Annotated in this window: 14 protein-coding genes and 1 other annotated feature; of the genes, 7 read left to right on the top strand and 7 right to left on the bottom strand. The window is 43.0% G+C overall.

From position 1 onward, the window contains the following. Positions 1-52: 52 nt before the first annotated feature. From ACQKL0_RS06650 to ACQKL0_RS06635, 4 genes are all read right to left on the bottom strand, one after another. Positions 53-754, bottom strand: coding sequence for a LutC/YkgG family protein (locus ACQKL0_RS06650; RefSeq protein WP_402874456.1), 702 nt, complete (start codon positions 752-754; stop codon positions 53-55). Next, positions 751-2,181 carry a LutB/LldF family L-lactate oxidation iron-sulfur protein gene (locus tag ACQKL0_RS06645; protein WP_402874459.1) on the bottom strand — a complete coding sequence of 477 codons (1,431 nt, stop codon included), beginning with the start codon at positions 2,179-2,181 and terminating at the stop codon, positions 751-753. Before ACQKL0_RS06645 ends, ACQKL0_RS06650 begins: the two co-directional genes overlap by 4 nt. Positions 2,182-2,202: 21 nt before the next feature. After that, positions 2,203-2,919, bottom strand: coding sequence for a (Fe-S)-binding protein (locus tag ACQKL0_RS06640; protein WP_402874462.1), 717 nt, complete (start codon positions 2,917-2,919; stop codon positions 2,203-2,205). 167 nt (positions 2,920-3,086) lie between these two features. Next, positions 3,087-3,818 (bottom strand): FadR/GntR family transcriptional regulator, encoded by a 732-nt coding sequence (locus ACQKL0_RS06635; protein ID WP_427590616.1) that lies wholly within the window; start codon positions 3,816-3,818, stop codon positions 3,087-3,089. Positions 3,819-4,079: 261 nt separating this feature from the next. Here ACQKL0_RS06635 and ACQKL0_RS06630 point away from each other — a divergent pair, with 261 nt between their 5' ends. The 3 genes from ACQKL0_RS06630 (at position 4,080) to ACQKL0_RS06620 (ending at position 8,202) form a co-directional block, all read left to right on the top strand. After that, a complete protein-coding gene (locus ACQKL0_RS06630; protein ID WP_402874468.1) occupies positions 4,080-5,771 on the top strand; it encodes an L-lactate permease in 1,692 nt (563 codons plus the stop codon). 377 nt (positions 5,772-6,148) lie between these two features. Next, positions 6,149-7,228 (top strand): YsnF/AvaK domain-containing protein, encoded by a 1,080-nt coding sequence (locus ACQKL0_RS06625; protein ID WP_407408217.1) that lies wholly within the window; start codon positions 6,149-6,151, stop codon positions 7,226-7,228. A gap of 170 nt (positions 7,229-7,398) precedes the next feature. After that, entirely contained in the window at positions 7,399-8,202 is an 804-nt protein-coding gene (locus tag ACQKL0_RS06620; protein WP_407408219.1) for a general stress protein, read from the top strand. Positions 8,203-8,231: 29 nt separating this feature from the next. On the opposite strand, the gene sspI is transcribed toward ACQKL0_RS06620, so the two are convergent. After that, on the bottom strand, positions 8,232-8,441 hold the full coding sequence (gene sspI / locus ACQKL0_RS06615; RefSeq protein WP_402874477.1) for a small acid-soluble spore protein SspI: 210 nt from the start codon (positions 8,439-8,441) through the stop codon (positions 8,232-8,234). A gap of 123 nt (positions 8,442-8,564) precedes the next feature. Here sspI and ACQKL0_RS06610 point away from each other — a divergent pair, with 123 nt between their 5' ends. The 3 genes from ACQKL0_RS06610 (at position 8,565) to pheT (ending at position 13,154) form a co-directional block, all read left to right on the top strand. Further along, entirely contained in the window at positions 8,565-9,323 is a 759-nt protein-coding gene (locus ACQKL0_RS06610; protein ID WP_402986562.1) for a TrmH family RNA methyltransferase, read from the top strand. A gap of 44 nt (positions 9,324-9,367) precedes the next feature. Then, positions 9,368-9,610 (top strand) — a binding site (T-box leader). A gap of 60 nt (positions 9,611-9,670) precedes the next feature. After that, positions 9,671-10,711, top strand: coding sequence for a phenylalanine--tRNA ligase subunit alpha (pheS, locus tag ACQKL0_RS06605; RefSeq protein WP_402874483.1), 1,041 nt, complete (start codon positions 9,671-9,673; stop codon positions 10,709-10,711). Between the two features lie 28 nt (positions 10,712-10,739). Beyond that, positions 10,740-13,154 carry a phenylalanine--tRNA ligase subunit beta gene (gene pheT / locus ACQKL0_RS06600; protein ID WP_427686741.1) on the top strand — a complete coding sequence of 805 codons (2,415 nt, stop codon included), beginning with the start codon at positions 10,740-10,742 and terminating at the stop codon, positions 13,152-13,154. 157 nt (positions 13,155-13,311) lie between these two features. Here the strand turns inward: pheT and ACQKL0_RS06595 are convergent, their stop codons facing one another. After that, positions 13,312-13,515 (bottom strand): TOBE domain-containing protein, encoded by a 204-nt coding sequence (locus ACQKL0_RS06595; RefSeq protein WP_402874489.1) that lies wholly within the window; start codon positions 13,513-13,515, stop codon positions 13,312-13,314. A 116-nt stretch (positions 13,516-13,631) separates the two neighbouring features. After that, positions 13,632-14,591, bottom strand: a complete 960-nt coding sequence (rnhC, locus tag ACQKL0_RS06590; protein WP_402986558.1) for a ribonuclease HIII — start codon at positions 14,589-14,591, stop codon at positions 13,632-13,634. A 173-nt stretch (positions 14,592-14,764) separates the two neighbouring features. Between rnhC and zapA the strand changes: the two genes are divergently transcribed. Further along, a complete protein-coding gene (gene zapA / locus ACQKL0_RS06585; protein WP_402874495.1) occupies positions 14,765-15,025 on the top strand; it encodes a cell division protein ZapA in 261 nt (86 codons plus the stop codon).

The following is a 15,025-nucleotide window of genomic DNA, read 5'->3' as shown; positions in this document are numbered from 1 at the left end:
AATGAGATGAAAATGGAGAGCTTCCTACTAAAAGGAGCTCTCCATTTTTTCTTTATTTATCCTCAACGATGATATAGACTGCTTTGATTGGGCCATGAACGCCTACGACCAAATCCATTTCGATGTCAGCGGAATTGCTTGGCCCTGTAATGAAGTTAATACAGGATGGAACAAGCTCACCTTGCTGAACTTTGGAGCGGAGTGCCATAGCGGCCTGGGTCATCCTTGGAACGATGCTGCTCTTTGGAATGATGGAAACATGGCAAGCGGGCAAGAAGCTAATCGAACGGCCATGGTCCTTATCACTATACAGAACGACTGTAGCAGATTCGGCCAGCGTGATTTCACTGAACGTTATGCCGATGTTGGCACGTTCCGCCATTTCAATATTTTTTCTGCCGATTTGATGATCCCAAACATGGACGCCTGTATCATTCAATACATCCATTAATTGATAGTCTGTGAATCTTTGATCTTTCGGGATGATGACAGGCCCATGTCCAAGTTCTTCCATGACTTGTTGCAAAACATGTGCAGTCTGACTAGAATCCGTAAGATGGACCTGAGTATGAATCCGGGTGCACTGTTCTCGTAATTCCTCGACAAGCTCTTCTTGTGTTGCATGTTTCAAGACTTCCATCTGTGGGGCATGTTTCCATACGGGTCGGGATATGCCTTCCGTAATGGGGGACCTCCCCAAGTTCTTGGCTATCTTCGCTAAAAATGTATCCTCGTTTTGAATGGTTCCGGTCATGATGATTGCCCTCCTTTGTCACGGTTCTTGAACCAATCTCGGAAGCTTTCCTTATTAGGGGCAGGAAATTCACGGCTTTCCGTCCAAGACTTAAGTGGTCCTGGTCCTTTTGAAATAATATCCCCAGTCTTGAAAGGAGACATGGCGGAAGGAGCCATTTTGGATCCGAATTTATAAAGCATCGGGGAGGCAGCGCCAATTCCGAATGCCTTCATCGCCATTTTTTCAGAAAAAGGAGCCATTTTTTCTTTTTCGACAATGACTTCACGATGCTTCCTCAATAGATCATGAAGCGGGATCTTTACTGGACAGGCATCTGTACAGGCTGCACAAAGCGTCGATGCATAAGGCAATTCCTTATAATCTTCATATCCACCAAGAAGAGGGGAAAGTACCGCCCCGATTGGGCCTGGATAAATCGAACCGTAAGAATGACCGCCAACCTGCCGATAGACCGGACAAACATTAATACATGCGGCACAGCGAATGCATTGGAGTACCGATTGGAATTCAGTCCCTAAAATCTTGGAACGTCCATTATCCACGATGACAAGGTGAAATTCCTCGGGGCCATCAATATCGCCTTCATCTCTTGGTCCGGTAAGGGCGGTAATGTAACTGGTCAATCTTTGGCCGACCGCACTCCTCGTCAATAAACTGACAAGGATTTCAAATTCATCGAACGTCGGCACGAGACGTTCCATCCCCATCACCGTAATCTGGGTTTTTGGAAGGGCCGTCACTAAATCTGCGTTGCCTTCGTTCGTTACCAAACCGATGGAGCCCGTTTCAGCAACCGCAAAATTACAGCCGGTAATTCCAATATCGGCACTCAGGAACTCTTTCCGCAGGATTCCCCGGACATGGTCCGTCAGCTCTTCAGGCTTTTCAGTTTTCGTATAGGCGAGCTTTTCTTTGAAAACGTCTCTAATTTGTTCTTTGTTCTTATGAAGCGCTGGTGCCACGATATGTGACGGAGGGTCATTGTTATCAAGCTGCAGGATATATTCTCCTAGGTCCGTTTCGATGACATCGACTCCCGCTGATTCTAGTGTTGCGTTCAGGTTAATTTCTTCCGTGACCATGGATTTCGACTTCACGACTTTTTTTGCATTCTTTTTTTCGATGACGTCCTTAACATACCCACTAGCTTCTTCCGCCGTTTCCGCAAAAAAGACATGACCACCCCTTTTGGATACATTTTCGGCAAGCTGATGTAAATAAAAATCAAGGTTGCTTAGTACATGTTGGCGGATTTCTTCCCCAAGGGAGCGCCATTCCTCCCAGTTTCCCAATTCGTCAACGGCCGTTAGGCGGCGTCCATGTAAACGTTCTTGGGCACTCGAAACGGCCAATCGCATAAAGTCATTCTGTATTCCTTCGTCCACCCGGTCTTTAAACTTGGCAGAACTCGTTTTCATAGACATCGTTTTGCCTCCTCGGTTTCTTTAAATGCTATTTAATACTTCCGCAATATGTAAAACCTTGATGGGTTGCCCTTTACGTTGGATACGGCCTCCGATATTCATTAAGCAACCAGCGTCTCCGCCGATAAGAAAGTCGGCTCCGGTATCTTCCACATTACAAGCCTTTTCCTCTACCATTTGTCCGGAAATGTCTCCCATCTTGACTGAAAAGGTCCCCCCAAAGCCACAACAGTTTTGGGCGTCCGGAAGCGGTGTCATTTCCAGTCCCTTAACATGGCTCAATAAAATGGCAGGAGCTTCTTTCACTTTGAGCAATCGAGTCATATGGCATGATGTATGATAGGTCGCTTTACCTTCAAGCTTAGCACCGACATCCGTCACCTTTAGTACATCCACGATGAATTGAGTCAGTTCATATGTTTTTTCTGCCAATGCAACAGCTTTCTTTTCCCAAACCGGATCTCCTTTAAAAAGAACCGGGTACTCTTTGAACATAGCTGCACAGGAACCAGAAGGGGTGACAATATATTGTGCATCCTCAAATGTATGGATCATCTTTTTCATTGCTTCTTTTGAATCCTTTGTATAGCCGCTATTATAAGCCGGTTGTCCACAGCAAATCTGTGATTCCGGAAAGTCAATTTCACAACCAAGCCTTTCGAGCAGTTCCACCGTCGCTTTTCCGACATTGGATTGAAATAAATCCACTAAACATGTGGCGAATAAAGTCACTTTCATAATTTTTCCTCCTTTTTCAAATGAGTTAACAGGTCATCTGATGACTAAAACAGAAAAAGGAAATGGTTGAATAACTTGCCATTTTCCCTAGAAACATGGAATCTTTTTCAGAATAATATATCAAATTCTGTATAATTTGTATAGTTCATTTTTAGTAATCGTGCGTATTATTGATTTTTCTCACTGGTTTGGAGGATGAATTTATCAAAAGATTCCTCGACATTTTGCAAATGGAAAAGCATGGCATGGCGGGCGCCGGCTTCGTCCTTGTCGACGATTGCTTGGTAAATTTGGGTATGTTGCTGATAAAGCCGTTTAAGGGACATTTCTTCAGAATAGAGAGCAAGACGTCGAATGTCACGCATCTTTTCGGTCATCATCACTGACACCTGGCTCATCAATGTAATGAGCAACTCATTTTTAGAAGCGTTCGCAATGGTCACGTGAAACCCTATATCAGCTCTATCACTCAATGCTTCATCGTCGGCTACCTTTAGCATTTCCGCAAGCTTCGTCTCCATTTCGGCAATGTCCTCAGCGGTCCGCTTTTTAGCGGCTAACTCGGCAGTTCCAGATTCAAGTATTTTTCGGACTTCCAGTAAATCTTTAATATTTTCTTTATCCATCAACAGAGCTGTAGTCAATGGGTAGTTCATGATGCTAGGGTCGAAAGTTTTCACGAATGTTCCTTCGCCCTGCTTAATTTCAATGAGCCCCATCGAGCTAAGAGCACTTAATGCTTCACGAATGGCCGGGCGGCCGACCTGGAAATTTTCCGCAAGCTGTTGAATGGAATCTAATTTATCGCCCGGTTTCAAAGTACCGGAACGGATCATTTCATACAGTTCATCACTGACTTCTTCATAAATTTTCTTTGGTTTGATTTTTTTGTAGGCCAAGTAGGAACACCCCGATTTTCTTTGCTTTTTCTAGTTATCTTTATTATATAACACATTGTTGGTTTCTCATCTGTCGATAAGGAAATATGATCAAAAAATAAAAAAACCTTGATTTTCCATTTCTAATCATTTACCTTAAATAAATAATCATCAAGTCATCTGATGACTTCCAGCAATATGAAGAAATATAATTATGAAAGGGTTTTCACTGAATATAAATATCTGAAAGTTTGAAAAATATAGTGAATGGAGTCGAAACGAATGACATGGACACAGAACTTTACACCGATTCTTGATAATCTGGTACTATCATCTCTAGTAGCGCTTATACCCATTTTGTACTTTTTCTGGGCTCTTACCATCAAACGGATGAAAGGATACCTAGCGGGTTTGACAACCTTGCTTGTTGCTTTTGTAACTGCCGTTTTCGCGTATGGGATGCCGGCAGGAAAAGTCGTGATGTCTGCTTCTCAAGGGGCCGTTTACGGACTGTTGCCTATCGGATGGATCATCATCACATCCGTATTCTTGTACAAGATGACTGTGAAAAGTGGGCAATTTGACATTATCCGATCTTCTGTCCTGTCCTTGACGGAAGATCGCCGCCTTCAAGCTTTATTGGTGGCATTCTCATTCGGGGCCTTTTTAGAAGGGGCGGCTGGATTTGGTGCACCAGTGGCCATTTCTGCAGCTCTTCTGGTGGGACTTGGATTTAATCCGCTATATGCAGCGGGAATCTGTTTAATCGCCAATACGGCACCTGTTGCATTCGGTGCGGTCGGGATTCCGATTATTGCGATGGAAGGACCTACTGGTATTGCGGCTATGGAAATATCCAAAATGGTCGGTCGTCAGTTACCTTTCTTGTCGGCTTTCATCCCACTATATCTCATCATGATCATGTCTGGATGGAAACGGACGATTGAAGTGCTGCCGGCTGTCATCGTTTCCGGTCTATCTTTTGCCATTACCCAATATGTAAGTTCGAATTTCCTTGGACCTGAATTACCGGATATTCTTTCTGCATTAGTATCATTGTTTGCCTTAGCCATCTTCCTGAAATTCTGGAAGCCAAAAACGATTTTTCGATTCAAGTCGGAAGAAACGGCAGCAGCTGTTGAAGAATTCGCTTCCGAACAAGAAACAGAGAAAAAGTATACGAAATGGCAGATATTCCATGCGTGGTCTCCATTCCTTCTGTTGACGGGTTTTATTTCCATTTGGGGATTGAATCCAATAAAGCCGGCATTATCCGGTCATTATGAGGGAACGAATGCCATTTTAAAAGGAATCAATGAAATTGGTAAACTATTAACTTTCCAAATTGAAGTGCCTGGTTTGCATAATGAAATTATTGGTAGCAATGGCCTGCCCATTGCAGCTTTTTATAAAATCGAACTGCTCGGTACAGCAGGAACGGCCATTTTACTGGCGGCCATTGTGACAAAGTTCATCGTACATATGTCTTCAAAAGTATTCTTGGATACATTTGTGGAAGCCATGAAAGAATTAGCCAAGCCAATCTTGATGATCTCCTCTGTCGTTGCTTTCGCTTATGTGACGAATTCTTCGGGGATGTCGACGACCTTGGGCATGACACTTGCAAAGACCGGAGACTTCTTCCCGTTTTTCGCACCGGTCCTTGGCTGGTTAGGTGTGTTCATTACAGGTTCGGATACATCTGCCAATCTATTATTTGGCGGTCTGCAAAAAGTTACCGCTTTAAAGATTGGAATGGAGCCGGTATTGGCGCTCGCGGCGAATTCCTCCGGGGGTGTAACCGGAAAGATGATTTCCCCTCAGTCGATTGCCATCGCTTGTGCGGCTGTCGGACTGGCTGGTAGGGAGTCCGAATTATTGAGATTCACCCTCAAGCATAGTTTGTTCTTATTGCTTCTTGTATGTATTATCACGTTCTTGCAAAATGGCATCCTTTCTTGGATGATTCCATAATGAGAGTAAAACCCCCTCCTGCTTTAAGGATAACCTTAAACAGGAGGGGGGTTTTTTTGTTTCTAAAATTCTAGTTGGGGAGATTTGGAGACACTTCTTTAGTAGGTAGGACGCCTATATATAGAAGAAAGCGAATCTATTGAGTTTATGAAAACTAGTAAAATGGGGGTATTGATTCTAAACATTACATTTATATAATGCTTGCATCCCTAGTCCAGATGGGGTCTGGAGGGAAAAGGCATTCGTTTTTTGAGAACGTAATGTAATGTTATAACACAAATGTAATATGGCTTATTCGTTTAGTTCGCATACTAACGGGTACATTCTAAATATACCAACTACCAAATACATCGATAAAATACGAGGAGGAATTTAATATGAATAAGACAGTTTATGGAGTATATGAATCTAATGCAGAAGTGATCCAAGCAATCAATGCACTTAAAGCGAAAGGCTATGAAGGGGAAGATATAACGGTTGTAGCAGACAAAGAAGAAACACTGGACTTTACGAATCAACAAAGGGAAACGGATGTCCATACCATTACGAATGCATCACATGATGATAGCTTTATGGACAAGGTGGCACGCTTCTTCATGCCAGATGAGCATGCGAACCTTTCAACGAAACTAGCGGATGCAGGGCTTTCTAATAGTGAAGCAGCTGAATACGTGTATGATGTAGAACGAGGAAAAGTGTTGGTTTTAGTTGAAGAAGGCAAAGGTCATCTAACTGCACCAAGAGATTCATTCAAGGCTGGAACAGAAGGAAGCACCCGTCCGGTTGGAAAGACGTTGGATAGCAACTCGGAAAACCCACGTTTCAACGGAACTGAACAGAATGGTTTGTTGAACGATAAGGATACTTCTGTCATGAATGGCCGTGGTCGTGGAACGACAGAAGATGAAAAAACGATTCGACTACGTGAAGAACAGTTGAATATTGATAAAGAAAGAGTTCAGGCAGGCGAAGTCGTCATCGATAAAGAAGTGAAGGAACAGCAAAAAACCATTAATGTTCCGGTTGAGCACGAAGAAGTAACGATTGAACGTCGGCCTGTTACAGGTAGAGAAAGCGGACTGGAAGCAGGAAGCATTAAAGATGGGGAAACTGTAAGAATTCCAGTTGTTGAGGAAAAATTGGAAGTGACCAAAAAACCGGTGGTCACTGATGAAATTGTCATCAAGAAACAAGTGGTACAAGATACTGAACAAGTTCAGGATACTCTTAAAAAAGAAGATATCCAGCTTGATAGTAGTGATTCATCCATCGTACGTGAAAAAAATCTAGGTGAAACGACCAAGAGAGATGCTTTAAATAAAACGGATTCAGTGAAGAATCGCGATTCTCTCAATACCGGAAGAGTCAATACTGGGGTCAATACCGGAGTAGGGCATGACCCATTAGAAGAAAAGAGAAATGTGAAAACCCTTGAAGAACAACAAAAACTTCGTTAAGGGATTAATAGAGAATGATCTGCCGTTTACGAGACGGCAGGTCTTTTTTTAGGTGCATGACGAGTGGAATTAAATCCTTATCGACTGGCTAGAGCTTGATTTTTGTTTAATTTTGGGTGGTAAGGGTATAACAAGATTAAATAGTAATGCTACAAAAGGAGGAATAATTCATGGGAAAAACATTGCATGGTGTTTATGATTCTAGTTCCGAAGCAAACAAGGAAATCCAGGCGCTTCATTTAAAAGGATGGGATAGTGAGAAAATCACCGTAATCGCGAATAAAAAAGAAGATGTGGCTTTTGTGAACAATAGCCAGAATGAGGACGTCGATATTATCACGAACCAGGATGATGATTCATTCGTAGAAAAAGTGAAACACTTCTTCTTGAATGAAGGATCCGGTGATATCAGAAATCGTTTAGGGAATCTGGGTTTAGCCGATAGTGAAGCCACGGCTTATATAAATGAAGTTGAAGCCGGGAAGTTCTTGATTCTTCTTGACGACGAGACCCCAATAGAGACCGAAGATCATATTACCTCCCAAGAGAATAACCCACTTAAAACCGGTATCGTGAATAATCCGGATCCGAATCTTTTCCCGGAAACGACGGCGAATGCCTATCAAGCAAGTGAAGTAGAGGCACAGCCAGGTAAAGGCGAAGAGCTTCATGGAAATTCAACCAACATCTATGATAATCAAGAGATGGGATCGAATCGGGCACAGGAGAAGGAGATGAAGTCGAATTCCACGGAGCAGTATAAGAAGCCAAGACCAGAGGATTATGAGGGAACGATAGCGAGCGATCCCCATGCAGATCCGTTTTCCGCTGACACCAAACATTCACTGGATGTAGGAGACGCACTGAATCGGACCACGGCTCCCGGGGACGGAAAGGTGCCACAAGATAGCGATGAGAACCCTGACTTAACGGACCCATACATCAAAAATCGCATTAATACGGATCACTTATGAGCCGAAAAAATAACAGCCGTGGATGGCTGTTATTTTTTTAATCCAGATTCAAGAGCCGTAATCATTTCCTGCTTTTCCTGTTCGGATGAATTTTCCCAGATGACTTCGAATAATACGCCAAGACCTGGTAGCATTTTTTCCTCACCATTTTGAATCGCATCGACTATCGTATCCTCTAGCTGTTCTTGCGTATTTCCGGATACATTCTGAATAATGGCATTGCGTAAATTTAAATTCATGATTTTTCCTCCTCTAACACATAATGACTCACATCACTAGCATTTCACAAACAGGCATTCAATATGTATACGAATTACGTTATAATAGGATAATTAGCGTGAAATATTAAAGGAGCGTTTACCTTGAAATATATTGAGTCTGTAAAAAACCCTCAGGTGAAGCAGTGGAAAAAATTATTAACCAAAAAAGAACGGGATAAAACCGGTACATATTTAGTAGAAGGTTTTCATCTTGTTGAAGAAGCATTGAAGGCAGAAATCGTCATGGAAGTAATCGTAAATGAAGAAACAGAAATGCCGGCCCATTTTTCGCTTGAAGGCACGGATGTCATCTATGTGAAAACTGATATCATGAAGGCGATTTGCGATACGGAGAGCCCACAAGGAATAGCCGCTGTCTGTGAACAGAAAACCATGAGCATGTCTTCCATCAATCCGGACAAACTACTGTTGATCGATGCGGTGCAAGATCCAGGCAATATCGGCACGATGATCCGGACAGCTGATGCAGCCGGAATCGATGCTGTCATTCTAGGAGAAGGGTGTGCCGATTTGTATAATCCGAAAGTGGTCCGTTCCACGCAGGGAAGCCTGTTTCATATGCCGGTGGTTAAAGGGAATCTTTCCGAGATCATTGATGAACTGAAGCAACAAGGCATGCCGGTTTATGGCACGGCCTTAGAAGGTGGCTCGCCCTTTGAAGAGGTGGAAAGGTCTTCGCGATTTGCACTGCTCGTCGGTAATGAAGGCCAAGGAGTTTCCAAGGAATTATTGGCGAAAACGACGAAAAACCTTTATATTCCGATTTACGGGAAAAGTGAATCACTGAATGTCGGGATCGCGGCCGGTATTTTAATGTACTATTTAAGAAAATCAATTTGAAACGGCCGTTCATTTATAATATAATGAAACAGAATTTTATAATGAAAACAACAATGACAAAGAGTAGTAACTTAAGACATCCATAACCAGGGAAAAAATGCCGTGACTGAAAGCATTTTTATGGCACTGCTTAAGGGAATTCACCTTTCGAGTTGGCATTGGGAAGACAGAGTGTCTGAAAAATGTTCCGGTGAAGAGCCGTTATTTTTTATGAGTGAGTGCTTCATGCTTTTTAGCAGATAGCACTAATAAGGGTGGTACCGCGATACATAAACCTCGTCCCTTTCTGGGAGTGGGGTTTTTTTGTGTTCATTTTTACAAAAGGAAAACTAAAGGAGGAAGACATGATGCAGGAACGTTTACTAGAACTGCAGGAAGAAGCGTTGCAAAAAGTTGCCGCAGCTTCCGAACTAAAAGAACTGAATGAAGTCCGTGTTGCTTATTTAGGGAAAAAAGGGCCGATTACAGAGGTATTACGCGGAATGGGGAAATTATCAGCTGAGGAACGTCCGAAAATCGGAGCGCTAGCTAATGAGGTCCGTGGAGCCATCGCGTCGAAAATCGAGGAAAAACAAGCGGCATTAGAAACAGCTGCCGTTAATAAGAAGCTTGCAACAGAAACGATTGACGTGACATTACCAGGCCGTCCGGTTAAGAAAGGAAATCTTCATCCATTAACACGGGTCGTCGAGGAAATTGAAGACCTATTCATCGGTATGGGATACACAGTGGCTGAAGGTCCTGAAGTCGAAACGGACTATTACAACTTTGAGGCATTGAACTTGCCGAAGAGCCATCCAGCACGTGATATGCAAGATTCATTCTACATAACGGATGAGATTTTGATGCGTACCCACACGTCTCCAGTACAAGCAAGAACGATGGAAAAACATAAAGGCCAAGGTCCGGTTAAAATCATTTGTCCAGGTAAAGTGTATCGTCGTGATAATGATGACGCAACGCACTCGCATCAATTCCAGCAAATTGAAGGCTTGGTCATCGATGAAAACATCAGCATGAGCGACCTGAAAGGAACACTTGATGTATTTGCTAAGAAAGTATTCGGCCAAGACCGGGAAATCCGTCTTCGTCCAAGTTTCTTCCCTTTCACGGAGCCATCAGTAGAGGTGGATATCTCATGTAAAATCTGTGGCGGTAAAGGTTGTAATGTATGTAAACAAACAGGATGGATTGAAGTGCTGGGTGGAGGAATCGTTCATCCGAATGTCCTTGAAATGGCTGGATTCGATTCGAAGAAATACTCCGGATTCGCTTTTGGAATCGGTGTAGAACGGATCGCGATGCTAAAATACGGCGTGGATGATATCCGTCACTTCTATACAAACGATGTTCGTTTCTTAAAACAATTCCATCATCATGAAGCATAAATTTTAATTTGAAAGAGGAGGACCTACCATGTTTGTATCATATAAATGGTTGCAGGAATATGTAGACCTTTCCGGCATCAATGCAACTGAGCTTGCGGATAAAATCACGAAGAGCGGCATTGAGGTTGAAGGGGTAGAAAAGAAAAGTGAAGGGCTTAAAGGGATTGTCATCGGACACGTACTAGAACGCGAACAGCATCCGAATGCCGATAAACTGAATAAATGCCTGGTTGATATTGGAGCGGAGGCCCCTGTACAAATCGTCTGTGGAGCCCCGAACGTGGATAAAGGCCAAAAAGTAGCCGTAGCGACTGTTGGCGCTGTACTTCCAGGTAACTTTAAAATCAAGAAAGCCAAGCTTCGTGGAGAAGAATCTCACGGAATGATTTGCTCGCTTCAAGAATTAGGTTTCGAATCCAAGATTGTATCTAAAGATTATGCAACAGGCATTTTTGTATTCCCTAATGATGTGGAAGTTGGCAAAGATGCACTAGAAGAACTTGGTTTAAGCGATGAAGTGCTGGAACTTGGTTTAACGCCAAACCGATCAGATGCTTTAAGCATGCTGGGTGTTGCTTATGAAGTCGGGGCCATTCTTGGTCGTGATGTGAAATGGCCAGTCATCGAAAAAGAAGAAGCAACGGAAAAAGCCACTGATTATATTAACATCAAAGTGGAAGCAAAAGAAGATAATCCATTATACATCGCTAAAATCATCAAGGACGTAAAAGTAGGTCCATCTCCACTCTGGATGCAGACCCGCCTTATGTCAGCAGGCATTCGTCCGCATAACAACGTGGTCGATATTACGAATTACATTTTACTTGAATATGGTCAGCCACTACATGCCTTTGATTATGATCGTTTGGGTTCAAAGGAAATTGTCATCCGTAAAGCGAACGAAGCAGAAAAGATCGTTACTTTGGATGAAACGGAACGTACATTATCGCCAGATCATCTGGTCATCACGAACGGCACCGAGCCAGTTGCGATTGCAGGAGTAATGGGCGGGGTAAACTCAGAAGTGAAGAATGATACAACGACCGTCATTATCGAAAGTGCTTATTTTGCCGGGACGGTTGTACGTAAAGCTTCGAAAGATCATGGGTTACGTAGTGAAGCAAGTGCCCGTTTTGAAAAGGGTGTCGATCCAGCTCGCGTGCGTGAAGCTGGAGAACGTGCAGCTCAATTGATTGCACAATATGCAGGCGGAACGATTCTACAAGGAACGGCAGAGGTTGATGAACTGACAATGGAGCCGGCTGTCATTAGCATTACCCTTGAAAAAATCAATACGCTTCTTGGCACGGATATGTCTGTTTCTGAAGTGGAATCCATTTTCAAACGTCTTCAATTTGGAGTGGCTCTGGACAATGAAACGTTCACGATCACCGTTCCTACACGCCGTGGAGATATTACGATTGAAGCGGATTTAGTGGAAGAAGCTGCCCGTCTTTACGGATATGACAACATTCCAGCAACATTGCCGGTTGGTGCCGCGACTCCTGGCCAATTGACGGATTATCAAATGAAACGTCGTAAAGTCCGCCGTACCCTTGAAGGAGCAGGACTGTATCAAGCGGTTACGTATTCGTTGACAAGCGAGGACAAAGCGGCTCAATTTGCATTGAACGCCCGTGATTCCATCCGTTTGGCCATGCCGATGAGTGAAGAACGGAGCCAGTTGCGTTTAAGCATCGTTCCACAATTATTAGAAGTCGTGAAATATAATAATGCTCGCCAGCTTGACTCACTTGCTCTATATGAAATTGGTTCTGTCTTCTTCAAAAAAGACAATCAAGAGCTTCCTGAAGAGAAAGAGCATGTAGCTGGAGTTATTACAGGGTTATGGGAATCTCAACCTTGGCAAGGGGAAAAGAAATCGGTTGATTTCTATGTAGCAAAAGGCGTGATCGAAGCAATTTTCGATACGCTGGGGTTAACTGATCAAATCAGCTATCGCCAAGCGGAAATCAAAGATATGCATCCAGGACGGACAGCGGAAGTACTATTACATGGTGAAGTAATCGGCTTCATCGGCCAAGTGCATCCAACCGTTCAAAAGGATTTGGATATTAAGGAAACATACATCTTCGAACTTTCATTCAAAGCTATGGCTGAAGCGGAAGTGGCGCCGATTGCGTATCAAACGATCCCACGCTATCCATCGACCACACGCGATATCGCGTTAGTAGTCGAGCAAGCAGCGAAAGCCGGCGACATCCAAAATATTATTTTGGAAGCGGGTGGCAAGTTATTGAAAGAAGTCAGTATCTTTGACTTATACGAAGGTGAAAAAATGGAAGAAGGCAAGAAATCTATCGCTTTCTCATTGAAATACTTCGATCCGGAACGTACATTGACGGACGAGGATATCACCAAAGCGCATGAAAAAGTGCTTGCAGCGGTTAAAGAAAAAGCCGGAGCAGAATTACGAGGATAAGATCGCATCAAAAAAGGCAGCCTCCTGACATTTCAGGAGGCTGTTTTTCTGGGTGTAACGCCTTCGATTGACAGCATGCAAATTTAAAAGAAGACTCTCACTCACTTCTCTAGAATTAGAAAGGTGGGTGAGAGTCTTCTATTAGGATATGTATCAGTTACTTGGCAATCATGATGGAACTTGCTTTGATGATTGCTGTCGCCTGATCATCCACTTTTAGATCCATTGATTCTGCAGAAGCCGTTGTAATGCTGGATACGATGTCTACACCATTGATACTCATGGTTATTTCAGTTGAAATAGGTCCTGTTTTAACTTCAGTGATTCTTCCACTTAATTGGTTTCTTGCTGATAATTGCATGAAGACCGCCTCCTAATAATATGTACTTTCTTATAGTCGACAAGATCTTCTGAATACATTCATCTTACTATCATAAGAAGCAAGCCCAAAGGCATTTACGTTTCCAATTCCCGTTCTCATTTCCCGTATTTCTTGTGATATATTTTTTTTGCTTTTTCCGTATTGGCAAAATGTGTTTTCGTAAAGTCATTCAAGGCGTCGATCCCTTTTTCATGGATTAAGCGTGCCGCTGCCTCGTCGACGGCAAAGCCTGCTCCTTTGGGGATTCTAAAACCGGCCTTTTCGCTCAATAGGTCAAAGCGTTTCACAAATGCGTAACGAGCCAGAATCGAAGCGGCCGCAACGGAAAGATGAATGCCTTCCGCTTTCGTGCATAAATAGGTAGCGTTAGCCTGAAAGGGCTCCTGGCCTTTCAAATAATTGAAAAATACATTTGGCTGGGCGAATTGGTCTATCAGGACCGCCTCCGCTTGCTCTGGCTGTATTTTTTGAATAAGGTGCTTGATGGCTTGATTATGGAGGAGTGCTTTAATCTTTCCTTGAGACATCCCTTTTGCCTGAAGCATATTGTATTTCGGATTATCACACGTCAACAGGCTAAATGGGACAACATCCTTGATTTGTTTAGCAATTTCGATGATTTGTGGATCTTTCAGGTTTTTTGAATCTTGAACACCGAGTTCTTTCAATAAAAGTAGCTGTTCTTTTTTTGCATAGGCAGCAACGACGGTAATGGGGCCAAAATAATCGCCGGTCCCGACTTCATCAGAACCAATAACCGACATCGTGGCAATGTTGGCCGGTGGCAAATAACGATGAACTTTGACTGTGGTAGTGGAAGAAGAGTCCGGCTTCTTCTTCGGTGCTACTGCATCCTTTTGCCATTTTGCAGCTTCCAATTCTGCATTTTTTCCCTGAAACAGGACCTTTCCGGATTTATAACCGGTTACGGTACAGAGCGGGGGCTTGGCTGAAAATATACTCCCAGGTGGAAGCTTTGCAACTGAGCTATTCATATAATGGGCTTTCATTGCTTGGATTTGGACAGGACTTGTAAGTAATACAACATGGGACATAATTAATGGACTCCTCGCTCAATTTGATTTATTAAGGGATCATTCATACTAAAGGAATTTATAACTGACAAATTATTGCAATTTTTATGCGAGAAATGACGATGTACTCTCTTTCATGACGAAAAAGTTCATGATATGATAGAAATAGGATTGTTTAGATTGGAGGCATCATTTTGTCAGACGATAAACGAAATAAAACGACAGTTGACATATACGGACAACCATATACAATCGTCGGTACGGAAAGCGCGAGTCATATGCGCCTAGTTGCTTCGATGGTCGACGAGAAAATGAGAGAAATCAGTATGAAAAACCCACATTTGGATACGAGTAAGCTTGCGGTACTGACCGCAGTGAACACGATCCACGAATATATTAAATTAAAAGATGAACTGGACCAGCTTCAACTGGAATTAAAGAGAGAGAAGGACTGA

The sequence above is a fragment of the Peribacillus sp. NPDC097264 genome (assembly GCF_050277925.1).
GTDB lineage: Bacteria > Bacillota > Bacilli > Bacillales > DSM-1321 > Peribacillus.
This window is presented reverse-complemented; position numbering and strand designations above follow the sequence as displayed.

Bases quoted from the DNA above. Each gene is read 5' to 3' on its own strand.
- ACQKL0_RS06650 (WP_402874456.1), bottom strand. From the start codon at position 754: ATGACCGGAACCATTCAAAACGAGGATACATTTTTAGCGAAGATAGCC.
- ACQKL0_RS06645 (WP_402874459.1), bottom strand. From the start codon at position 2,181: ATGTCTATGAAAACGAGTTCTGCCAAGTTTAAAGACCGGGTGGACGAA.
- ACQKL0_RS06640 (WP_402874462.1), bottom strand. From the start codon at position 2,919: ATGAAAGTGACTTTATTCGCCACATGTTTAGTGGATTTATTTCAATCC.
- ACQKL0_RS06630 (WP_402874468.1), top strand. From the start codon at position 4,080: ATGACATGGACACAGAACTTTACACCGATTCTTGATAATCTGGTACTA.
- ACQKL0_RS06625 (WP_407408217.1), top strand. From the start codon at position 6,149: ATGAATAAGACAGTTTATGGAGTATATGAATCTAATGCAGAAGTGATC.
- ACQKL0_RS06620 (WP_407408219.1), top strand. From the start codon at position 7,399: ATGGGAAAAACATTGCATGGTGTTTATGATTCTAGTTCCGAAGCAAAC.
- sspI (WP_402874477.1), bottom strand. From the start codon at position 8,441: ATGAATTTAAATTTACGCAATGCCATTATTCAGAATGTATCCGGAAAT.
- pheS (WP_402874483.1), top strand. From the start codon at position 9,671: ATGCAGGAACGTTTACTAGAACTGCAGGAAGAAGCGTTGCAAAAAGTT.
- pheT (WP_427686741.1), top strand. From the start codon at position 10,740: ATGTTTGTATCATATAAATGGTTGCAGGAATATGTAGACCTTTCCGGC.
- ACQKL0_RS06595 (WP_402874489.1), bottom strand. From the start codon at position 13,515: ATGCAATTATCAGCAAGAAACCAATTAAGTGGAAGAATCACTGAAGTT.
- rnhC (WP_402986558.1), bottom strand. From the start codon at position 14,591: ATGTCCCATGTTGTATTACTTACAAGTCCTGTCCAAATCCAAGCAATG.